This window comes from Desemzia sp. FAM 23989, from assembly GCF_045528345.1.
Lineage (GTDB): Bacteria > Bacillota > Bacilli > Lactobacillales > Carnobacteriaceae > Desemzia.
In genome coordinates this window covers 69,529-92,059 of the sequence record NZ_JBGQQT010000008.1, presented here as the reverse complement: position 1 = coordinate 92,059, position 22,531 = coordinate 69,529, and the positions used below count along the sequence as shown (strand labels likewise).

At 38.8% G+C, this 22,531-nt stretch carries 17 protein-coding genes; 12 read left to right on the top strand and 5 right to left on the bottom strand.

All coding sequences use genetic code 11. From position 1 onward, the window contains the following. Positions 1-763 precede the first annotated feature (763 nt). Positions 764-1,390, bottom strand: coding sequence for a glycosyltransferase family 32 protein (locus ACEN36_RS06570; RefSeq protein ID WP_407096196.1), 627 nt, complete (start codon positions 1,388-1,390; stop codon positions 764-766). A 422-nt stretch (positions 1,391-1,812) separates the two neighbouring features. Here ACEN36_RS06570 and ACEN36_RS06565 point away from each other — a divergent pair, with 422 nt between their 5' ends. The 10 genes from ACEN36_RS06565 to ACEN36_RS06520 all read left to right on the top strand — a co-directional run bounded on the left by ACEN36_RS06565 (position 1,813) and on the right by ACEN36_RS06520 (position 16,608). Further along, on the top strand, positions 1,813-4,467 hold the full coding sequence (locus tag ACEN36_RS06565; RefSeq protein ID WP_407096195.1) for a calcium-translocating P-type ATPase, PMCA-type: 2,655 nt from the start codon (positions 1,813-1,815) through the stop codon (positions 4,465-4,467). Positions 4,468-4,526: 59 nt separating this feature from the next. Next, positions 4,527-5,402, top strand: a complete 876-nt coding sequence (locus ACEN36_RS06560) for a PPK2 family polyphosphate kinase (protein ID WP_407096194.1) — start codon at positions 4,527-4,529, stop codon at positions 5,400-5,402. Positions 5,403-5,824: 422 nt separating this feature from the next. Beyond that, a complete protein-coding gene (locus ACEN36_RS06555; RefSeq protein ID WP_407102027.1) occupies positions 5,825-7,480 on the top strand; it encodes a peptide ABC transporter substrate-binding protein in 1,656 nt (551 codons plus the stop codon). 152 nt (positions 7,481-7,632) lie between these two features. Then, on the top strand, positions 7,633-8,574 hold the full coding sequence (locus ACEN36_RS06550) for an ABC transporter permease (RefSeq protein ID WP_079650648.1): 942 nt from the start codon (positions 7,633-7,635) through the stop codon (positions 8,572-8,574). Then, complete coding sequence (locus ACEN36_RS06545) at positions 8,567-9,604, top strand: ABC transporter permease (RefSeq protein ID WP_407096192.1); 1,038 nt, start codon at positions 8,567-8,569, stop codon at positions 9,602-9,604. Before ACEN36_RS06550 ends, ACEN36_RS06545 begins: the two co-directional genes overlap by 8 nt. A gap of 5 nt (positions 9,605-9,609) precedes the next feature. Further along, positions 9,610-10,734 (top strand): ABC transporter ATP-binding protein, encoded by a 1,125-nt coding sequence (locus ACEN36_RS06540; protein WP_407096191.1) that lies wholly within the window; start codon positions 9,610-9,612, stop codon positions 10,732-10,734. Next, positions 10,679-11,641, top strand: coding sequence for an ABC transporter ATP-binding protein (locus ACEN36_RS06535; RefSeq protein WP_109557449.1), 963 nt, complete (start codon positions 10,679-10,681; stop codon positions 11,639-11,641). The genes ACEN36_RS06540 and ACEN36_RS06535 overlap by 56 nt, the downstream gene beginning before the upstream one ends. A 1,056-nt stretch (positions 11,642-12,697) precedes the next feature. Further along, a complete protein-coding gene (locus ACEN36_RS06530; protein ID WP_407126203.1) occupies positions 12,698-15,535 on the top strand; it encodes a sigma-54-dependent transcriptional regulator in 2,838 nt (945 codons plus the stop codon). A gap of 97 nt (positions 15,536-15,632) precedes the next feature. Next, positions 15,633-16,130 carry a mannose/fructose/sorbose PTS transporter subunit IIB gene (locus ACEN36_RS06525; protein ID WP_407096189.1) on the top strand — a complete coding sequence of 166 codons (498 nt, stop codon included), beginning with the start codon at positions 15,633-15,635 and terminating at the stop codon, positions 16,128-16,130. Positions 16,131-16,155: 25 nt separating this feature from the next. After that, positions 16,156-16,608 (top strand): GNAT family N-acetyltransferase, encoded by a 453-nt coding sequence (locus ACEN36_RS06520; RefSeq protein WP_407096188.1) that lies wholly within the window; start codon positions 16,156-16,158, stop codon positions 16,606-16,608. 853 nt (positions 16,609-17,461) lie between these two features. Here ACEN36_RS06520 and ACEN36_RS06515 read toward each other — a convergent pair. From ACEN36_RS06515 to ACEN36_RS06505, 3 genes are read right to left on the bottom strand one after another with little or no spacing between them, the layout of a single operon-like run. Next, positions 17,462-18,214, bottom strand: coding sequence for a sugar phosphate isomerase/epimerase (locus ACEN36_RS06515; RefSeq protein WP_079650609.1), 753 nt, complete (start codon positions 18,212-18,214; stop codon positions 17,462-17,464). A 10-nt stretch (positions 18,215-18,224) separates the two neighbouring features. Next, entirely contained in the window at positions 18,225-19,223 is a 999-nt protein-coding gene (locus ACEN36_RS06510) for a hydroxyacid dehydrogenase (RefSeq protein ID WP_407126202.1), read from the bottom strand. Between the two features lie 26 nt (positions 19,224-19,249). Continuing rightward, complete coding sequence (locus ACEN36_RS06505; RefSeq protein ID WP_131832574.1) at positions 19,250-19,891, bottom strand: DUF6198 family protein; 642 nt, start codon at positions 19,889-19,891, stop codon at positions 19,250-19,252. Between the two features lie 197 nt (positions 19,892-20,088). Between ACEN36_RS06505 and ACEN36_RS06500 the strand changes: the two genes are divergently transcribed. Beyond that, on the top strand, positions 20,089-20,829 hold the full coding sequence (locus tag ACEN36_RS06500; protein ID WP_407126201.1) for a sugar phosphate isomerase/epimerase family protein: 741 nt from the start codon (positions 20,089-20,091) through the stop codon (positions 20,827-20,829). Between the two features lie 407 nt (positions 20,830-21,236). Here ACEN36_RS06500 and ACEN36_RS06495 read toward each other — a convergent pair whose 3' ends face one another. Then, positions 21,237-22,058, bottom strand: a complete 822-nt coding sequence (locus ACEN36_RS06495; protein ID WP_407096183.1) for an aminotransferase class IV — start codon at positions 22,056-22,058, stop codon at positions 21,237-21,239. 206 nt (positions 22,059-22,264) lie between these two features. Here ACEN36_RS06495 and ACEN36_RS06490 point away from each other — a divergent pair, with 206 nt between their 5' ends. Beyond that, on the top strand, positions 22,265-22,420 hold the full coding sequence (locus ACEN36_RS06490; RefSeq protein WP_407126200.1) for a hypothetical protein: 156 nt from the start codon (positions 22,265-22,267) through the stop codon (positions 22,418-22,420). Positions 22,421-22,531 lie beyond the last annotated feature (111 nt).

Sequence of the window (22,531 nt, the reverse complement as noted above, 5' to 3'; positions counted from 1 at the left end):
AGCGATTGAACATCAAGGAAGTAATCTTCATGATGAAGAATAGCGATTGAACATCAAGGAAGTAATCTTCATGATGAAGAATAGCGATTGAACATCAAGGAAGTAATCTTCATGATGAAGAATAGCGATTGAACATCAAGGAAGTAATCTTCATGATGAAGAATAGCGTTTGAACATCAAGGAAGCAAACTCCATGATGAAGATCAGCGATTGAACATCAAGGAAGTAATCTTCATGATGAAGAATGGCGTTTGAACATCAAGGAAGTAATCTTCATGATGAAGAATAGCGTTTGAACATCAAGGAAGCAATCTGCATGATGAAGAATAGTGTTTGAACATCAAGGAAGGAGCCTGCCTGATGAAGACTCTAACTTTTAGAGTTTTAAGAAGACAACGCCAAGGCTTTCCGATGGCTTTCCATAAGCAGCCTCATAGGTCGGAGAGAATTTCTTTACCAACATTAAAAATGTGGGGAATGGGACAATAACCTGATACTTCATTGGAAAACTGAACGTCAGCTACCAAAATGCAGCCTTAGATTCAAACAAACCAAATACCGGACGAGAGAATAACTTCTCGTCCGGTATTTGGTTTGTTTGAGCAGAGCTAAACGCATTTTGTCCCGCTCTTTCATTTTTTTATAGCTGAGTTGCGCAAATCAGCTTTTTAGGGGTTTTGTTTCTCCTTTTATTTTGGGGAAACACCCCATTAAAAAGGAGAAAGTGGACCTCTAGGAAGTCTAAACGCTCTTGCTCCACTCTCTAGAGCCATGATCCAGTAAATTGATGGATGGCATAGGTGTTCTTAGTATCATCTATTTCATGAGTATAGTAGTCTTTTGGTGAAAAGTAATCCCGAGGAAAAATAGTAACATCATCATACACTTGTTTGGTATTGTTCATTTGGAATCCTTTTTCTGCAAGGATTTCCGTGACACGAATGACGTTTGTTTTCCGGTCATGCGTTCCATCTTCTTTGATGAACGTTCTGTCTGCGTAATCTTGGTACCATTCTTCAATCAGAGGATTATGGGGTTCTGCGCCGATAATTCCTGTAGAGATTTCTGTCTCGATTTCAAATCCCATGAAAGCAGGCAACTCTAGAAATTCATCTAATGATTTAATCACTTCCATGTCTGTATCCATGTAAATACCGCCGTATTCTTTTAATACGTATAAACGAGCTACATCTGAAACAAAGGCCCATTGTTTTTCATCATAGGCTTGCTGTGCGTAAATACCCGCCCCTTCCAAATCAAAACTTTCTTCATTCCATAGTTTGATTTCATAGTCGGGACAGTACTTTTTCCAGCTGGCAAGGCATTTTTTTTCAACTTCTCCAAAAGGCTTGTCCCCAAACCATACATAATGAATTATTTTAGGTATCATAACAAGCTCTCCTCTTTTCTTCTTTTTTTAAGCTTCTATTCAATGATAAGAACAAAATGGAAAAAAATCCATTAAAACGCCTTATGGCAAATAAAAAACCAGACCAACAAAGTATTGGCCTGGTTTTTACAGGGTAAGGTTTTCTTTTTTAGTTTGGAGGAGTAAAAAAGAAATAAGAAATTAGGGATGTTTCTTTTTGGTATGAAATAAGTATAAAAGAAGAATATGAACATTTTATGATGAAAATATGCAGATTTAGAGCAGCCCGTCAAATTAAACTAGTTCAAACAACAAAGCTTGATTTTACAAGTTGTCTGACTTCAAAATCATCCTGATTTTCTTTACAATAAATTCAAAGTGAATGCTTGCTTTTTCAGTAGGAGAAAGAAGGGGAACACAAACTTATCTAGGGGGACGACTGTTTGGATTACAAAACAGAAGAACTAAAGAAGATCGCAGAGGAACTAAAGGTTGATATCGAGAAAGGTCTGGACACACAACAAGTAGAAGCCAATCGGGAAGAATATGGGAAGAATGAGTTTGAAGAATCAGAGAAGAAGTCTTTATTTGCTCGGATTGCAGAACAGTTTAAAGATGTGATGAATCTTATTTTAGTGTTTGCTGGTTTCTTATCACTATACATTTCTTTGTCTGACCCTTCTCATGGATTTTCGGAACCTATTGTTATCTTCATAATTATTGCCATTAATATGACGATTTCTATTCATCAAGAAGGCAAAGCAGAAGATGCGTTAGATTCTTTAAAAAATCTTTCCTCGCCGGTTTCAAAAGTCATTCGTGAAGGAAAAGAGCAAGAAATCGATGCCAGTGAAATCGTTCAGGGAGATATTTTAGTGCTTCAAGCTGGAGATAAAGTAGATGCAGATGTGCGTTTAATCGAATCCAATAATCTGCAAGTAGATGAAGCTTCTTTGACCGGAGAGAGTGTTCCGGTCGATAAAGATCCGAATGCCCAAGTTGAAAAAGATGCTTCTACTGGAGATGTGTTAAATACAGCTTTCTCGGGTACAGTTGTGACGAATGGAAATGGAAAAGGGATCGTAGTGGGTGTTGGGATGGATAGTGCAATGGGATCTATTGCCGGGTTATTGACCGATTCCAACCAAGGCAAAACGCCTTTACAACTACGAGTAGATAGTTTAGCAAAAAAACTGGCTGTGGTAGCCTTTATCGCAGGTGCAATTATTTTTGGTTTAAACTTTTTCACAAGCAATATTAACATTTTAGATAATTTGATGACTGCCGTATCTCTAGCTATTGCAGCCGTACCAGAAACGTTGCCGGTCATTGTGACCCTTTCACTAGCTTATGGTGTTCAAAATATGGTGAAGAGAAATGCGATCATTCGGAATATTCCAGCAGTAGAAACGCTTGGGAGTGCTTCAATCATCGCTTCAGATAAGACTGGGACATTAACTAAAAACCAAATGACGATTCAAAGAATCTGGGCTGTTTCTCATGAGCCCAAAACAGCAGAAGAGGAATTTAATGACGATGAAGACTGGCTGATCAAAATGATGGGATTGGCTTCCAATGCTCGAGTCAAAGAGCTAGAAGAGGAAGAAAATACTATTTCCGGAGATCCGACAGAAGCAGCTATTATTCAGTTGCTGGAGGACAAAGAGTGGTCAAAAGAACAATTGGATGAAAAGTACGAACGTGTTCATGAGATTCCATTTGACTCGGATCGAAAACGAATGACAACCGTTCACAAATATGAAAATAAATATGTAGCCATCACAAAAGGAGCGTTTGATCGAATACCTTTAGATGAGGCAGCTGTTGAAAAAGAATACGATCAAAATGCTGGCGATATTCATGATGCCTTTGCTGAAAAAGCGTTACGGATCATAGGGGTATCGTACAAATTTATGGACAGTAAGCCCAATAACCTTGATGATGAAGAACTGGAGAAAGATATGACTTTTGCCGGAATCGTGGGAATGATTGATCCGCCAAGAGAAGAAAGTAGGCAAGCAGTTCAAGAAGCGCGTGAAGCTGGGATACGTCCAATAATGATTACTGGGGATCATGCCGTTACAGCTACGGCTATTGCCAAAGAGATCGATATTTTCCGTGACGGTGACAAAACCATCACTGGAAAAGAGATGCAAGAACTGTCTGATGAAGATTTAAACGAACAAATCGAAAACTTTTCTGTTTATGCACGAGTATCTCCTGAAGATAAAATCCGTATTGTAGAAGCTTGGCAACACAGAGGGGACGTCGTGGCCATGACAGGAGACGGTGTCAACGATGCTCCTTCTCTTCAAGCAGCAGATGTAGGAACAGCAATGGGAGAGAATGGAACAGAAGTAGCGAAGAATGCTTCTGACATGATTTTGACGGATGATAACTTTGCGACGATTGTTCATGCCGTTGAAGAAGGTCGTCGAGTGTATGACAATATCAAAAAAACAGTCTATTACCTGCTTTCTGCCAATGTGGCTGAAATTCTTGTTATGTTGATTGCCGTATTGATTGGTTGGGGAACTCCATTAACTTCTATTCAGTTGTTGTTTATCAACGTCATTGCGGACGGGATACCGGGGTTTGGTTTGAGTCGGGAAAAAGCGGAAGCCAATATTATGAAGCGTGATCCTGTTCATAAAAATGAAAGTATCTTTGCGCATGGAGGCTACCGCAGAATCGCGATTGCAGCTGCCACGTTTACAGTTATCACATTAATTGCCTTTTATATTGGAGAAAATCTGGCGCTGAATGCTGCTATTGAACCTTCCTTAGAGGTAGCTCAAACATTGGCCTTTTTAGTTCTAGGATGGTCTTCTGTCATTCATATATTTGTGGCGCGAACAAATGATTCCATCTTTAATGCAGGCATTACAGAGAATAAAACGGTTTTTTGGACAACTTTATTTTCTTTCGCAGCTACCACAGTAGTAGCAGTAGTTCCGTTTCTAGCGTCGATTTTTAATCTGGTGACTTTAAGTTGGGAATATTGGCTAATTGCAGCTGTTTTGTCCATTATGATCATTGTCGTGGTGGAAATTGAAAAAGTAGTGATGAAGAAAATGGGTGGCAGTTTCTTAGGTTAAAGCATTTTTGTCCTAAATCTGGTAGCAAAGACAAGTAGCTTAAAAGGAGGGAAATAAAAATGGATATTTCTAAATACCTTATAAAACCTGAAGAAAATGTAAATTTAGCAGAACTGGCTGAAAAAGAAAATCCTGATTATACAGAAGAAGAGATCAAAGAAAAATTGATTCCTGAAAGTGTGGAACAATTAAGAGAATGGCAATTGCGACTGCATGCAGAAGAAAAAAAAGGAATCTTAGTAGTGTTGCAAGCGATTGATGCAGCAGGAAAAGATGAGATCATTACCTTTATCTTTTCTCATTTGATGCCGCAAGGATTAAAAGTAACATCTACTAAAAAACCAACTGAAGAAGACATGAAACATGACTTTTTATGGCGTGTCCACAAAGGGATGCCTGAAAGAGGGCAGATTGCTATCTTAAATCGCTCTTACTATGAAGATTTGCTGTCTCCGATTGTGTACGGAGAAGAAGAAAGTATCCCGATGCCTTCCAGCGAGGACGATCATGATGCTTGGGAAGTCCGGTGTCGACAAGTCAATGATTTTGAAAAGTATATGGTAGAGAGCGGTTTTCCAGTGGTTAAATTTTTCTTGAATGTATCGGAGGAAAAACAGCGGGAGCGGCTGTTGGAACGTATGAAAACGCCGGAAAAAAATTGGGAGTTTTCATTCAGCGATATAGATGACCGTCAAAAATGGGATACTTACCAGGAAGCATATGGAAAAATCTTGAATAAAACCTCGACAGAATATGCACCGTGGTATATATTACCTGCTGATGATGGTTGGTATACGCGTTATCTTGCAGCGGAGATCATGATAAATGTGATCGAAAAACAGGATCCAAAGTTTCCCGTGATGACAGATGAAGATAAAGAACAGTTGGAAAAAGAAATTCAGCGATTAGAAGAAGAAAGAGAACAAGACACCTGAGAAATAAAGTATGAAGAAGTCTTTAAAGGGCCCCCTCTGCATGATGCAGAAGGGGCTTTTGTGGGTTTATTTTGAAATACCGGTAAGGAGAACGAGGTCAGTACTCATGAAAGATTTCTGCGACTACTAAAGTGTGAAAAGTTAGTCTACTGTTTCATTAGAATCGATTAGTAAATCTACGGGAATTGATTTTAATTTATTTCTAATAATTAATTGCGTATTCAAAATTGTGTTAATCAGCTCTATTACAAGGTTTCTATATATAAATAAGACTGTTCATCATCAACTACCTGCAAAAAATAAAATTCAACATTTTGTTGACGTTTTATTCTAATTAAATTATAATCAGATTATTATTATTTAATAGTATTTTAATATTGTTTTAATCTTGGCAATTAAAAAGGGTACAGGGGGAAAACTTAATGAAAAAGACAAAACGATTCAGTTTGTTTATTGCCGGAATGACATCCATGTTGGTATTAGCGGCATGTGGAGGAACTAGTTCAGAAGAAGCAGAAGGAAATGCCAATGCTACAGAAACTGCAGGCGGAGGAGTATTGAATGTTCAAGTAGATGTAGAAGTAGCTTCTATGGATCCACAAATGGCAACTGATGGAACTTCATTTGAAGTAATTGCCAATACGATTGAAGGATTGTATACATTGGATTCTAAAGGAGTAGCGATTCCTTCATTAGCTGAAGCAACAGATGTCAGCGAAGATGGGTTAACATACACGTTCACGTTGAAAGATGCAGTATGGTCTAACGGAACCTCTGTCACTGCAGATGATTTTGTTTATGCTTGGCAACGTTTAGCAGATCCGGATACTGCCAGTGAATATTACTACATTATGGGAATTGCTGGTGTAGAAAATGCTAATGAAATTTCTGCAGGAGAAAAAGCACCAGATGAATTAGGGGTAACTGCAATTGATGAGAAAACATTGGAAGTCAAATTGACTCATCCAGTTCCTTTCTTTGAAAGCTTAATGGCTTTTCCATCATTCTTCCCGATGAACCAAGAATTCTTTGAAGAAGCTGGAGAAAACTATGGAACATCCCCGGATACACTACTTGCAAATGGAGCGTTTGAAATCACTTCATACGAACCCGCTGCAACAACCATCGAATTGGAAAAAAATCCAGATTACTTTGATGCAGATAGCGTTAATTTAGACGGAATCAAATACCAAGTCATTAAAGATACTCAACAAGCTATGTTGTCTTACCAAAATGGGGATTTAGATGTGGTGACGTTAGCTGGAGAGCAAGTTGACTTGTTCAAAGAAGATCCAGAATTCCAAACGATTCAAGCTGGGTATCTATGGTATATTTCGCCAAATACGAAAGTACCTGGGTTGGAAAATGCCAACTTGAGAAAAGCACTAGCACAAGCATTTGATAAAGATTATATTGCTGAAACAGTCTTAAAAGATGGTTCTGTACCAGCTGATTACATGGTACCAGATGGGTTGGCAGTAGATGCTGAAGGAGTTGATTTCCGCGATACGGCAGGAACTTACTTGGCTTATGATCCAGCTGCTGCACAAGAATCCTTGGCATTAGCTAAAGAAGAATTAGGAAAAGACAGCTTTACATTTACAATGATTATTGAAGATACAGAAAGTTCTATCAATGTGGCTCAAGTGTTGAAATCACAGATTGAAGAAAATCTAGATGGCGTTACGGTCGAAATCGAGCAAATGCCTAAGAAAACAAGATTGGATCGTATGAACACAGGTGATTACGAATTAGGATTAACTCGTTGGGGTCCAGACTATGCAGACCCAATGACTTATGCAGATTTATTCTTAACAGACTCTGGGAACAATAAAGGTTTCTGGTCAAATGAAAAATATGATGAACTGGTTAATTCTTCTTTAGACGGTGAATTGTCACTTGATGTAGAAGGAAGATGGGCTGCATTGCAAGAAGCAGAAAGCATCATTCTTGAAGACGCTGGTATTCTTCCAGTATACCAGAAAGGAAATGCTGTAATGATCAAGAGCAATGTTTCAGGTGTTGATTTCCACTCTGTTGGTGTATCAAGAATCATGAAACATGCAGTAAAAGAATAACCGTTTTTAATGCATGCTGAAAGAAAGGTGTACAAGAGAATATCAAGCGGTTAGTAGAACTGTTTTGGATTATTCATTGTATGCCTTTTTTTGATAGTTTAGTGTCGATGTAAAAAGAATGCATTTTTATTTCGAACGAAAGGAAAATAACTATGAAAAAATATATTGCTCGTAGAGTACTGATGTCTTTTTTAACTTTGTTAGTGATCATTCTGGTGTTATTTGTTTTGATGCAGCTGCTTCCAGGATCACCTTTTAACGATGAACGATTATCCATCGAACAACAAGGATTTATCATGGAAAAATATGGATTGAATGATCCAATTCCGGTCCAATTTGGCCGTTACTTAGTCAATATGTTGACGGGAGATTTCGGGAAATCTTACACGATCTCAAAAGATACAGATGTATCCATCCTTCTTCAGAATCGATTGCCGATATCCCTTGCAGTCGGTGGGGTTTCAATTGTGCTCGGAGCCGTTATCGGCTTGTTTTTAGGTGTGTTTTCAGCATTAAAACACAATACAGTATGGGATTCTTTAGCTACCTTTATCTCTGTTTTAGGCGTTTCGATTCCTTCTTATGTATTTGCCTTAGGGTTATCTTATTACCTAGGGTTCCAATTGAAATTATTTCCTATGTTGTTTAACCCCGCAGATGGCATCAATGCTTATCTATTGCCGGCTGTTGCGTTAAGTATGACAGTGATGGCGACAGTTGGACGCTTTACCCGAACAGAAATGCTGGATGTCTTAAATTCAGATTACATTCAGTTAGTGGAAAGCAAAGGTGTATCTGGTCCCCGATTAGTTGTTACACATGCATTGCGCAATGCGTCGATTTCTATTTTGACGGTTCTTGGTCCTTTAGTAGTAAGTTTAATGACGGGGAGTTTAGTAGTCGAAAAAATTTTTTCCATTCCTGGAATCGGGCAATTGATGGTACAAGCCATTCAATCAAATGATTACAATATCATTATTTCATTAGCATTTGTGTACAGTGCCTTGTATATCGGAGTGATGCTGGTGGTGGATATTTTATACGGTGTACTGGATCCAAGGATACGTTTAGCAAAGGAGAGTTCAAATGGATAAACCAATCGAATTTTTACCAAATGATTTTGAGTTTGTGAATGACAATAAAGCGGCGATGATCGACGAAGTGTATTCAGGAGAGTCTTTCTGGAAAACGATCATTCAACGGATCTTGAAAAATAAGGGTGCCGTTTTAGGTTTTATCAGTATCTTAATCATTTTAGCCTTGGCTCTTATTGGTCCGGAAATAACAGGGTATACTTATGACCAGCAAATAACAGGGCATGAAAGTATGGCACCGCGAATTCCAGGACTTGAAAAATTAGGCATTTTTGATGGAACAGAAACCTTAAAAACTTCAACAGGCGAACTGGAAGTCAATAAATATGAGGAAATCGATGGTGGAGCAGATGTCTATCATTGGTTCGGGACAGATGTTCTAGGAAGAGATTTATTTACTCGGACTTGGGTAGGGACACGGATCTCGCTTTATATTGCTTTAGTGGCGGTAATTGTTGATGTATTGATCGGGATGAGTTACGGAATGATTTCTGGTTTCTACGGCGGAAAAGTCGATATGATCATGCAGCGTTTTATGGAGATCCTAAATGGTATCCCTAGCTTAGTGGTCGTTACTCTGTTGATCATTGTCTTAAAACCAGGCTTATTAAGTATCACGATCGCGATTGCATTGACAGGTTGGATCGGTATGAGCCGTATCGCCAGAGCCTCGATGTTGAAATTGAAGCAAAGCGAATATGTATTGGCCGCACGAACAATGGGAGCAAAAGACTTTCCTATCATGTACAAAGAAATTTTGCCCAACATCTTCTCTCAGCTTCTCGTTATGTCGATGTTTTCTATTCCCAGCGCTATTTTTACGGAAGCCTTTCTAGCCTTTGTCGGTATTGGGATTCCGGTTCCAATGGCTTCACTGGGATCTCTTATTTCAGAGAATTTCAAATCCTTAACGACACATTTTTATATGATTGTGCCTCCCGTCATTGTCTTAGCCGTTTTGATGCTCAGCTTTAACTTATTAGCAGATGGGTTGCGCGATGCATTGGATCCAACATTGAAAGAGGTGTAAAAAACATGGGCAAAGAAAAAGTATTGTCAATACGAGATTTATCGATCGCCTTTAAGACATCTTCTGGACTGGTAAGTGCCGTTCGAGGAGTCAACTTGGACTTATACAAAGGGGAAACTCTGGCGATCGTTGGCGAATCAGGAAGTGGTAAATCAGTGACCGTTAAAACGATCATGGGGATTCTAAGCAACAATGGGAAAATAAACAGTGGAACGATAGAATACACTTACGAAGAAAATGGACAAAAAACAACGAAAAACCTGCTGGAGTATTCTAAAAAAGAGATGCGAAAAAACATCAATGGAAAGCATATCGCGATGGTTTTCCAAGATCCTATGACGTCTCTTGATCCAACAATGAATATTGGGAATCAAATTATGGAAGGGATGCGTATCCATTACAAAACCCCTAAAAAAGAAGCATATGCTAAAGCGCTGGAGTTGTTGGAATTAGTTGGGATAACAGATGCAGAAGCTCGAATGAGCAATTATCCCCATCAGCTTTCTGGAGGTATGCGCCAACGGATAGTAATCGCGATCGCTTTAGCCAGTGATCCCGATGTCCTCATTTGTGATGAGCCGACGACGGCGTTAGACGTAACGATCCAAGCAAAGATTCTGGAATTGATTCAGTCCATCCAACAAAAAACAGGTATCTCCGTTATTTACATTACCCATGATTTAGGGGTAGTAGCGAAAGTTGCGGATCATGTAAACGTTATGTATGCAGGACGAATCGTAGAAACGGGGACAGTAAACGAAGTGTTCTATGAACCAAGACACCCTTATACTTGGGGTCTATTGCTGGCAATGCCTGATTTAGAAACGAAAGCGGACAAATTGGAATCGATTCCCGGGAACCCTCCAAACTTAGAACATGAAGTAGTAGGGGATCCATTTGCGCCGCGTAATCCCTATGCTCTCAATATAGATTATCGCTTGGAGCCGCCAATGTTTCAAATTAGCGAAACGCACTATGCAGCTACTTGGCTGCTGGCAGAAAATGCTCCAGTGTGTCCTCCACCAGCAGAACTGCTCGAACGAATCGAACGCATGAAGAAGGAGGATGAGCTCTATGTCGGAACTGAAGAAACCTATACTTTCCGTGAAGAACTTAAAGCAGCACTTTAAAGTCAGTCGAAAATTTACCGTCAAAGCGGTAGATGGAGTTTCCTTTGAGATTTATCCAGGCGAAACGTATGGGTTAGTTGGGGAATCAGGCAGCGGAAAATCCACTATCGGCCGTTCGGTCATTCGACTGTACGATATCACAGAGGGTAAAATGACCTTTAACGAACAAGACATCTCTGGGAAGCTCTCTAGGGAAACGAATGATATGATGCGCACTAAGATGCAAATGATTTTTCAAGATCCAATGGCTAGTCTGAATCCGAGAAAAACCGTCATGGATATTATTGCCCAAGGGTTAGATATTCATGGTAAGGCTGGTTCTAAAAAAGAAAGAGAAGAGCAGGTCATTGAGATATTAGAGCGTGTGGGTTTATCTCGTGAATTCGCCAATCGCTATCCCAATCAATTTTCAGGAGGACAGCGGCAGCGGATTGGGATCGCTCGGGCATTGATCATGGATCCGGATCTCATTATTGCAGATGAAGCGATCAGTGCGTTGGACGTTTCTATTCAAGCTCAGATAGTGAACTTGATGAAGGATATCCAAAAAGAAACTAATGTGGCTTATCTGTTTATTGCGCATGATTTGTCTATGGTCCGCTACATTTCTGATCGGATCGGTGTATTGCATTTGGGGCATTTATTAGAAACGGGGACAACAGAAGAGATTTTTAACAATCCCTTACACCCTTATACCAAATCATTGATTTCAGCCATTCCGCATCCAAATCCAGTGTTGGAAAAGAAACGGACTTCTCTAACCTATGATTATGCTGCAAGTGGGTTAAACTACAGTGAAGGAAAGCTGCACATTATTGAAGGAACCCACAAAGTGTTGGGAACAGATCTGGATATTGAAAAGTGGCTGCAAAAAGACAATCAAAAAGAAGTCATTGGTGTCAGTTAAGAAAAGAATAATGACTTTATTTTAGTCAGGACAGGAGCTGGGATACTTTATCTCAGCTTTTTTTGATTAGGATGTGTCTTGAAACTATAGTTGTACACTATTTGAGTTGGTGATGAAGAATACGTTTTGAACATCAAGGCAAAACCAGCCTTGATGAAGAATGTGTTTTGAACATCAAGGCAAAAACCGCCTTGATGAAGAATCCGATTTGAACATCAAGGCAAAAACCGCCTTGATGAAGAATGTGTTTTGAACATCAAGGCAAAAACCGCCTTGATGAAGAATGCATTTTGAACATCAAGGCAAAAACCGCCTTGATGAAGAATCCGATTTGAACATCAAGGCAAAAACCGCCTTGATGAAGAATGTGTTTTGAACATCAAGGCAAAAACCGTCTTGATGAAGAATGTGTTTTGAACATCAAGGCAAAAACCGCCTTGATGAAGAATGCGTTTTGAACATCAAGGCAAAAACCGCCTTGATGAAGAATGCATTTTGAACATCAAGGCAAAAACCGCCTTGATGAAGAATGCATTTTGAACATCAAGGCAAAAACCGCCTTGATGAAGAATGCATTTTGAACATCAAGGCAAAAACCGCCTTGATGAAGAATCCGATTTGAACATCAAGGCAAAAACCGCCTTGATGAAGAATGCATTTTGAACATCAAGGCAAAAACCGCCTTGATGAAGAATGTGTTTTGAACATCGCGAACAACCACATTATCAATGAAATATTGCTCGGGATTCAAGAAATGTAGTTTTTTGAAGCCGTTGTATCAATAAGCTGCTGTTGCTCTAAAATAGAAGGTAACTTTGATTGTCAACAAACGTTACATGATGAAAATCAAAACTATTTATCTCTTTTCAAAGTAGTTTTAAGACACACCTTAGGCTCGGTAGTAAGATGTGTCAATTTTTGTATATAACAAGATCACTAAATTATTTTTCAATCAACAAATTTGGAAAAAGAAGATGCAGTGTGTCAAAAATAATGATACACTAAACTTAAAACGAGAAATGTAAGTGCTTTTATTTTTTTCTAAGGAGGAACAAGATGAAAAGAAAAGATAAGGTACTAGCTTACGTATTGGAAAAAACCAGTCATTTAAAAGATCGGGATATTGAAATCGGTGGCGGGGTAACAGCTTTTGAAATTGCGGAGTCCTTAGACATTCTTCGCAGCAATGCGTCAAAAGATCTTAACACACTAACCAGAGAAGGTAAGTTAGACAAAACGGAGACGCGACCGGTTCGTTACTATGACGCAACGATCAATCATTATCGACCGCTCGAAAAAAAGGTCAGAAGTTTTAAAGAATTTCCAAGCAAAAAAGAAAATAATTCAAAAGAATCGTCATCAGCAGCTACTGATCTATTCCATAATATGATTGGAGCAAGCGGCAGTCTGACTAGTCAGATTAGTCAGGCAAAAGCAGCTATTTTTTATCCGCCGAAAGGATTGAACACGCTGATTATAGGTCCAACTGGATCAGGGAAGACTTATTTTGCAAATGCAATGTATCAGTATGCTCAAGACAATAAATTGATTGCTAAAAATAAGACGATGGTGGTGTTGAATTGTGCCGATTATGCGCACAATCCGCAACTTTTGATGTCTCATTTGTTTGGCCATGTGAAGGGTGCCTACACCGGAGCAATCAGCAGTAGTGAAGGGTTATTGGAGAAAGCCAACCACAATATGCTGTTCTTAGATGAGATCCATCGCCTGCCGCCTGAAGGACAAGAGATGTTGTTTTACTTTATGGATACGGGTTCTTTTTCACCTATGGGAGACACGGGAGAAAAGAAAAAAGCTGATGTGCGGATTGTTTGTGCCACAACAGAAGATCCAAATTCAGCTTTGTTGGCAACTTTTAACCGACGGATACCCATCGTTATTACGCTGCCGTCATTCCAAAATCGTCCAGCTGTCGAGCAGATCAATTTATTGAAATATTTAATGAGCATCGAAGCTAAACGGATCCAAAAAAGTATCCAAATAGAAGATAAAGTCATGCAAGCCATCTTGGGTAGTGTCACATATGGAAACGTTGGACAATTAAAGTCAGTGATCCAAATGGTTTGTGCCAGAGGATTTTTGGATAGTGTCAACAATCGATCAGAAATCACGTTACGCTACGACAGCATGTCCAGTATATTAGAAGACGGATATGATTCTATTGCGTTAAATCAACGATTGAGACACGAAATTGTTCATTTTTTAGAACCTTGGACTACAATTACGCCGATTGACGATATTATGGTATTTGATTCAGATACTTACGAATTGCCATTTAATTTATATGAAATTATTGGAGATAAAGTAGCCATGTTGAAGGAAAGCGCGGTTTCTGATCAAGAAATCCACCATTTTATCACGACCGATATCGATCTGCATTTAAAATCTTTTTATAAAAATACGATTTTTTCGACTAAAGAAGACGGACTGAAAGATATTGTCGATGTGGAGATCATTGAACTAACAAAAAAAATTCAGCAGATCGTAGAAGAAATATTGCAATTCAATTTTTCAAAAAAATTCTTGTACGCGATGAGTCTGCACATCAGTTCTTTCGTCAAGCGTATCCAAGAAGGAATATTCGTACACAATAATAATGTACATTTAAAAGAGTTTGTATTGAATTACCAAGAAGAACAGCGTGCTGCTCGAGCGGTCAAAACTGAGATTGAACAGTATTACAAAATCGTAGTCCCCACAGTAGAGGTCAATTATTTGACGATGCTGCTGGTTTCTTTACGAACAGAAGAACAGCAAGGCCAAGTAGGGATCGTGATTGCAGCGCATGGAGTTTCGACAGCGTCCTCCATGAAAGAAGTGGTCGCAACATTGCTGAATTCTGTTAATTTGTATGCGGTAGATATGCCATTGGAAATGAATCCTAATGAAGCTTTTCCAAAAGTAAAAGCTGCTGTTGAAGAAGCAGATAATGGGGCTGGAGTGTTGTATCTGACCGATATGGGTTCTTTGGTAACATTTGGACAAAAGATCATGAATGAAACCGGTATTCGTATTGAGACTCATGATATGGTGACAACTCCTATGCTGCTTGAAGCTGCCAGAAAAACACAGTTCTCCAATCAAGACCTGGTGTCCATGTCTCAAGAATTGAAGCGATTCAGGGGATACTCTACACAAAAAAATAGTCTTGAAATAGCTGCAGAAGAGAACTACTCTTTATCCAAACAAACAGATAAACCTCAAATTATCGTTACGATATGTGCTACTGGAGAAGGAACAGCTATTCAACTGCAGAAGATCATTGAGGATATCTTAGCGGAATATCTAGAAAGCGACATCAGTATTATCCCGATCTCTATTTTGAATTATCAAGAGCAATTAAAAGAACTGCAGAAAAATTATACTGTTATAGCTACCTGTGGTTCGATCGATCCTCAACTGCAAGTGCCTTTTATTCCGATTGATGCTTTATTAGCGGGTAATGGAAAACATCGGCTGCATAATATCTTAGAGGGGATCGAATCAGAAGGGGAGCAAAAGATCTTGCCGCGTTTGTCTAAAGAGATATGTGTAGATTATATGAGTCAGTATGTAACCTACATCAACCCGGCAAAAATCATTACACCTGTATGGGATTTTTGTTATGTGATGGAGAAACAGTTGGACCAAGTATTTGAAAATGCCTTTAACCTAGGTATCATGCTGCATCTGTGCGGGATGTTAGAAAGAATCGTCACACGTGAAGAAATCCATTCAGGAGAAGATGTAGACGAGGTGGATCCTAAATTGGCTTTATTGATCGAGGAGAATATTGCTCCTGTATTGTATGGTCTCAATCTAGAAGTTTCGAAAAATGAATTGAAATTCGTCGGAGCGATGTATCAGAATAAGTTGAGAGAAAAACAAGTATAAAAAGTCTTCATATGCATCACTTAAACGTAGTCTGGATGTTTTTTAACCGAATTGATTTAGAAAGTTTATTGAAAAGCAGAGGGAGAGACAACCTATTATGAGTATGGAAATTCGATTGGTCCGTATTGATGACCGCTTGATTCACGGACAAGTAGCCACTGTTTGGACCAAAACAACAAAAGCCAACCGTATTTTAGTCGTCAGCGACAGTGTAGCTAAAGATGAATTACGTAAAACGTTGTTGAAACAAGCTGTACCACCTGGAGTAAAAGCAAATGTGATCACTGTCAAAAAAATGGTAGACATCACGCATGATCCTAGATTTAGTGGTTTCAAAGCAATGCTGCTATTTACAAATCCTGAAGATGTCGTAAAAGTCGTGAAGAACCATGCAGACATAAAGACTATCAATATAGGCAGTATGAGTTATGCAGAAGGAAAGAAAATGATTACGAATGCCGTTGCGGTTGACCAAAATGATGTGGATGCTTTTAAATATTTACATGAAAAAGGAATTGAATTGGAAATTCGAAAAGTAGCCTCAGACAGTAAAGTAAATATGATGAAATTATTGAAAAAAGAAGGATTAGTCTAAATGAAGACTAAGGCAGGGTATAAATGTGCTGATTCGTAAATTAGAGTCAAATGAAGAGCCGCCAATGGAATTACTGCTGTCAGCGGATCCTTCAAAAGAGATTATTGAAGAATATTTGCTGAGAGGGGATTGTTATGTAGCTGAGAGGGACAATCAGATAATGGGAACCTACGTCTTAGTTGCGACAAAGCCTGATACCATAGAATTGATCAATATCGCTGTAGCAGAAAATCATTCTGGCAAAGGCTTTGGAAAACAATTGATCAAAGATTCCATTAAGCGTGCAGCAACAAAAGGATACAAAATAATGGAGGTCGGTACGGGAAATTCAAGTATTGGACAACTAGCCTTGTATCAAAAGTGCGGATTTAGAATAGACGGTGTGGATAAAGATTTTTTCCTTCAGCGCTATTCTGAAGTCATTTGGGAAAATGATATTCACTGTAGAGATATGATTCGATTATCTCTACAGTTGTAAATGAAAAATGTTTAACATCGTTGCCTGTGCTAAGCGTTTTTTTGGTGATTTTTCCCGTTTAACTTAATGATTGCACGAATCACAGTTATTTTCTTATTAGTAACCTCAAAAAAAGCTATCAATTTTCAATCATACTTCGGACTAACAAATTAAATATTCTTTTATTAGTCAAGTGACGACAAAATAAAAGCCCACTCGAAGAATAAGCCCGCTTTACTAGTCAAGTGACAACAAAATAAAAGCCCACTTGAAGAATAAGCCCGCTTTACTAGTCAAGTGACAACAAAATAAAAGCTCGCTTGAAGAATAAGCCCGCTTTATTAGTCAAGTGACGACAAAATAAAAGCTCACTTGAAGAATAAGTCCGCTTTATTAGTCAAGTGACGATAAAATAAAAGCCCACTTGAAGAATAAGCCCGCTTTACTAGTCAAGTGACAACAAAATAAAAGCCCACTTGAAGAATAAGCCCGCTTTACTAGTCAAGTGACAACAAAATAAAAGCTCACTCGAAGAATAAGCTTGCCTTACTAGTCAAGTGACAACAAAATAAAAGCTCACTCGAAGAATAAGCTTGCCTTACTAGTCAAGTGACAACAAAATAAAAGCCCACTTGAAGAATAAGCCCGCTTTACTAGTCAAGTGACAACAAAATAAAAGCCCACTCGAAGAATAAGCCTGCTTTACTAGTCAAGTGACAACAAAATAAAAGCCCACTTGAAGAATAAGCCCGCTTTATTAGTCAAGTGACAACAAAATAAAAGCTCACTCGATAACTAAACCTATTCATACAAAAAATCCCCTCAGCCACTGAGAAAATTTGTCAGTGGCTGAGGGGATTTTAAGAGAGTAGTGTTACTCGTGATGAAGCAACTGCTTCAAGTCTTCAGCGTCTTTTTTCATTTGTTCAGGTGAGTTGTCTTTGACAAATTCCAGTAAAGCAAAGTGTTCGGGTGACGTAGAAGGAGAGAGAATCTCAAAATAGGAAGCCCATTCTTTAGCCCCCTCTTCTAACGTATAACGCGTATGGTAATCTTGCCAATGAAAAACATGGACATTCGTCAACCATGGTTTCAATAATGGAAGACTGGCTATACGTTGACCAAAGGATAAGCTTTCAGCTAGCTGCCAATACAACTTTACGTTTGGTTCATTGATGGCTTCCAACAGTTTAATGGCACTTTCGGGAGTATCGGTCAAGGTATTGCTGTGGTATTCAAAATTAAGTGTAATGCCAAGGTTTTGTGCCGAATGAGCATTCAGTTTAACATCACGAACGATCATATCGAATTTTGCTTCATCTGTTTCATCAGAACCAACATCGCCGGCCCAGATACGGATCATTTTAGTATTTAGTTCTTGAGCAGTTCTTAACACACCTTGAAAAGGTTCAGTAGATCCAGCTATGTAGTAAGAACCATAAGAAGACACAACTAATCCGGCTTCTTCAGTAAGACGAGCGGCTCTTTTTGCAGCCTTTAAATCTTCGTGAGGCACATGACCTTTGCCTCCCCATTCAATAGCCTCAAGCTCAGCTTCTTTTGCCAGCTGAACGACCTCTTCTATAGAACGGTTACGAAATGTAACGGAACACAATCCTGTTTTCATTTAAATCCTCCTAAGCCATATGTTGGTATTTTTCTTTGGTAATTTGATAATCTAATGGCTCGTCGGCTAAGTAATGTTTCAACTCGCTTAGCATATAAGCTCCCATTCGTTCGACTTCCGTTCCTGCGCTCCCAGCAATGTGCGGAGTAAGAACCACATTTTTCATATTGTATAAAGGCGAGTCGATTACGGGCGGCTCAGGATAAGTGACATCCAAAACAGCTGTTAAATCGGTCCTTTCCTTCAAAACAGCGATCATTTGATCTTCGTTAACGATAGCGCCCCGTGCGGTATTGATGAAAGTCGCATGTGGTTTCATGGATTTCAATAATTCTCCAGTGATCATTCCAGTAGTTTCAGGAAGCAAAGGAGAATGCAGGGAGACGATTTCAGACTCTTTAAATAATTCTGCTAAAGTTACTTTGGTAACGTTCAGTTCGGCAGCTTCTTGATCAGATACAAAGGGATCATAAGCCAGTACATTTACATTAAAGGGTTTTAAATAGTCCAACACTTTTCTGCCAACTTGACTTAGTGAGATCAACCCAATGTTCCGATTGTAATTGCCAAATACAAATGGAAAATCACCGAATTGATATGTTCGGTCTTGTCGAACTTGTTCGCGCAATTCCCAACCATTTTTTAACGCAAATAAGATCTGACTCAGCGTAAATTCAGCTACGGGGATGGCATTGGCTGTATTGGCAGTAGTCACAATCAGTTTACGTTCCCAAACAGCATCGGTCAAAAATGATTTCATAGTTCCGGCTGCGTAAAAAATCGCTTTTAAATTAGGCGCTAATTTTAAAAAGTAGTCATCAAAAACAGGTGCCCCCCAGCCTGAAAAAATCACTTCTACTTCTTGCAGCAATTCAGGATGTTCAAAACACGATTCACTGGTTAAAGGACCATGAAGCACTTCAACACGTTCTGCTATTTCAGTTTGGACTTCTTTTGGATAAACAGCATCAAATAAACCTTCATTTAAGATATATAGAGCTTTTAGCATTTTTCTTCCTCCTCATTATACAGTAATTATTTAGTTGGAGCCAAATTGAAAAAAGTACTGAGGTGCTGCTTAAAGAAATTTGTGAAAGGGCCAATCAGAAAAGCTGATAGTACTGTTCCTTCTCGGATTCCAGTAACATTACCCAAGACAATTAAAGAAAGGATGACAGAAAAGACGATCAATCCATTGTCAAAAATCAGTTTTACATTTCCAAAAGATTTGTGAAATGCTATCGCTAAAGTGTTGACGATTCCTTCACTAGGATTGTAAATGGTCTGAGAAGAGAGTTGTAAAAATATCCCAAATGCTAAAACCACACAACCAATTAGAATAAAGAGGAGCTTGGCTGCATAAGGACTAGTTTGTAAAAAGCTGAAGACAGTCCCGTTTGAATCGATCGAGAGTCCTAATAGAGGACCGACAAGAAATTGCAAGTATTGTTTTTTCTGAAAGTCTTTTTTCAAGATCAGCAATTGTAGAAAGACGAAGAAAATATTCATCAGCATGGTAAATGTACCGAAACTGAAAGGAAAAATAGCGTTTAATACAAAAGGAAGACTGGTGACAGCGGTCGTTCCAAGGTTATTTTGTGTAATGATGCTGATACCTAGACCAATTATCCAGACGCTGATCAAAAATAACCCATAACGTTTGGCAGATTGCTTCAATAGATTCACCCTTTCTTTCTTTTGATGAAAAAAATCGGTATAGTATAATTAAAGCACAAAAAAAATATAGGAGCAAGGCGACTAAGGCGTACAAAGTAAGCGTGTTACATTTTCAGGCCATTAAAGTTTTAAGTGATTTCCACTAAACCAATCAGCCTAAAGAACCACAATAAAAGTAGAGAAAGTATGGGATAAGAATGGAAAACAATCAATTAGCAGTCAATATGCTGGCTTATGAGGCAGCGGTAAATGAAACGACCAGCCAAGTACAATTTTTTAAAGAGATTAAAGCTGCTGGGATCACAAAAATCGAAGTGCGAAGAGAATATGTTCATGACGAGGAAGATTTGAACTCTATTCAGCTAGAAGCAGCCGAGTTGGGGATCGAACTTTTTTATGCCATTCCTGAAATCTTGTTTGAAGACAAATTATTGCTGCTAAATCAATTAGAAGGGTACTTTAAAGAAGCTCAACTACTGGGAGCTAAACAAGTGAAATTTACTGCTGGATATGCTGCGGATGTTCCTCAAGAAGAAGCGGATGCCTTGCGTCGCTTATTGGATACTTACGGAATCGAGAATTTAACGTTGGAAAATGGTCAAGACCCAACATTTGCTAAAGCAGAGACTCTTTACAATTTCATCCAAGTGTTAAAAGAGAAAAGTTTGCCAGTGAGCGTCACATTTGATACAGGGAATTGCTTGTATGTGGATGAAGATCCACTAACAAGTTTTGCAGTATTGGAAGAGGAAATCAGCTATATTCATTTGAAAGATGTCTCTAAATTAACTCTTGCACCAACCTTGAATGGAGAAGGGGATGTACCGACGAAAGAAATTCTGTCACGAGTTCCGGTCACCGTGAATATCGCGATCGAATACCCGCTGGGGGAACATCCAACAGAAACATTGAGGGAAGAACTGGCTAAAATAAGCTAGCTATTAACGTTCTACATCAAAAATGTGGATGAAGAAATTTCTTGATGAGAGCCATAAAAAAAGAGGTTCTACAACATTTGACGTTGGTGAGTAGAAAATACACTTCTTTTTAACTCTAACTCTATTAGAAACTCAGTTCTAGAAATTTATGGAGGAATATGGGGTTGCTTATAACCATGAAAAGGATGCAATGAGAATTACCCCGAGTTAAGCTTCAGCTTTTACTCGGGGTTTGAAGCTTGCAAGTCTTGAGACGCGGTTTTCGGCTCAAGGCGTTCCCATGGTGTTCCATAAGCAACCCCATAGGCCGGAAGAAATTTCTTTACCAACGATAGAAGATGAAGAGCAAAAAAAGAAACACGAAAAGTTCAGTAAAAGGAACTTTTCGTGTTTTTTCTGTTATCAGATCACCGATTCTTGTGATGCAGGATATAGCTTTCTGTTAATTGTTTGTATTCAGTCATGATGGTCTGGATAATAGGATTTTTGGCAGGGTCGAGTACAATGTCATCAATCGAAGCAATCGGCAAGACATCATTGCCGGTTCCTGAGATAAAGGCACCTTCAATTACCGATAATTCGGCAGCAGGAATAGGTTGCTCCACGATCTCAATGCCTTGTTCCTGACAAATAGAGACTACTTTTGAACGAACGATACCCAACAGCACTGTTTTCGCCGGGGACGTATGCAATTTACCATCTTTAACGATAAATAAATTCGAGCGGCTGCCTTCCGTGACATTGTCGTGCTGGTCAACTAGCAATACTTCATAGGCACCCGTCTTTTCACGTTCCGCCAGCACCGTTTTTTGGTATTCTTCCCGCTGTATCTTGATATTAGGATCTTGTCTTTCCAATTTCAGCAAAGTTGTTTTCATCCCTGTGCGGTAGTACGATTCTGGAGGGTAAGGGCTCTTAGTAAAAAAAGACAGCAAGCCTACATCTTTATTTAAAATCAATTTGATGTTTTGATTGGAGACTTCATTTTTGGCTACTAATTGGTACAAACGCTCCGTCAATACGTCGTCTGACTCTGCCAAAGGAATTCCAACTGATAAAGCAGACCGTCTGAAGCGATGCAAATGGTCTTCCAGAAAAAGAGGTATCCCTTCTCGGACTCGAATGACTTCGTACACATTTTTCCCGCTTAATTGTTCAAATGGGCTGAGATCTTCTGTGGACTGCTCTTGATTATTAAGGTAATAAAGGGATTGTTCTATATATTCCATGTTTTTCATCCTTTCATACAATTGTGATGTGTATTCAGTGTAGCACTTTTTACAAGTTGAATGCATCTGAAAATAATGTTTCAACTCTAATTCTATCTGTTAGGAAATTTATATAAATTATGGTATTTTTTAGTGAGATACTGAAAGAGAGGAGTAATAGATATGTCTATATCAGAAAAAAATGGCGCAAGATTTACATAGGATTAATGATTTTTATTTACGCCGTATATGTACCGGTATCCGTTTTTGAATGGTTGGCTTCAGATGGAGGTTTTCCGTTTACAGCTGTGCTGTTAGCCGTGGCCCTTCCTTTGATGCGCAAAAATCATTGGACGCAATTGAAAAAGGAACGTAAAAAATGATGAAAAAGAACCATTCTTTAAAGCCGTAACTTTTTATTCTCCATGAAAAAGATGTTAAACTGCTTACATACACAGCTTCATCAATCATCTTATAAAAAGAGGAGAGATAGT

Excerpts from the sequence above, each read along its gene's own strand:
- ACEN36_RS06540 (WP_407096191.1), top strand. The coding sequence starts at position 9,610 with ATGGGCAAAGAAAAAGTATTGTCAATACGAGATTTATCGATCGCCTTT.
- ACEN36_RS06550 (WP_079650648.1), top strand. The coding sequence starts at position 7,633 with ATGAAAAAATATATTGCTCGTAGAGTACTGATGTCTTTTTTAACTTTG.
- ACEN36_RS06500 (WP_407126201.1), top strand. The coding sequence starts at position 20,089 with ATGGAAAACAATCAATTAGCAGTCAATATGCTGGCTTATGAGGCAGCG.
- ACEN36_RS06530 (WP_407126203.1), top strand. The coding sequence starts at position 12,698 with ATGAAAAGAAAAGATAAGGTACTAGCTTACGTATTGGAAAAAACCAGT.
- ACEN36_RS06570 (WP_407096196.1), bottom strand. The coding sequence starts at position 1,390 with ATGATACCTAAAATAATTCATTATGTATGGTTTGGGGACAAGCCTTTT.
- ACEN36_RS06555 (WP_407102027.1), top strand. The coding sequence starts at position 5,825 with ATGAAAAAGACAAAACGATTCAGTTTGTTTATTGCCGGAATGACATCC.
- ACEN36_RS06510 (WP_407126202.1), bottom strand. The coding sequence starts at position 19,223 with ATGCTAAAAGCTCTATATATCTTAAATGAAGGTTTATTTGATGCTGTT.
- ACEN36_RS06545 (WP_407096192.1), top strand. The coding sequence starts at position 8,567 with ATGGATAAACCAATCGAATTTTTACCAAATGATTTTGAGTTTGTGAAT.
- ACEN36_RS06525 (WP_407096189.1), top strand. The coding sequence starts at position 15,633 with ATGAGTATGGAAATTCGATTGGTCCGTATTGATGACCGCTTGATTCAC.
- ACEN36_RS06535 (WP_109557449.1), top strand. The coding sequence starts at position 10,679 with ATGTCGGAACTGAAGAAACCTATACTTTCCGTGAAGAACTTAAAGCAG.
- ACEN36_RS06490 (WP_407126200.1), top strand. The coding sequence starts at position 22,265 with ATGATTTTTATTTACGCCGTATATGTACCGGTATCCGTTTTTGAATGG.
- ACEN36_RS06495 (WP_407096183.1), bottom strand. The coding sequence starts at position 22,058 with ATGGAATATATAGAACAATCCCTTTATTACCTTAATAATCAAGAGCAG.
- ACEN36_RS06515 (WP_079650609.1), bottom strand. The coding sequence starts at position 18,214 with ATGAAAACAGGATTGTGTTCCGTTACATTTCGTAACCGTTCTATAGAA.
- ACEN36_RS06560 (WP_407096194.1), top strand. The coding sequence starts at position 4,527 with ATGGATATTTCTAAATACCTTATAAAACCTGAAGAAAATGTAAATTTA.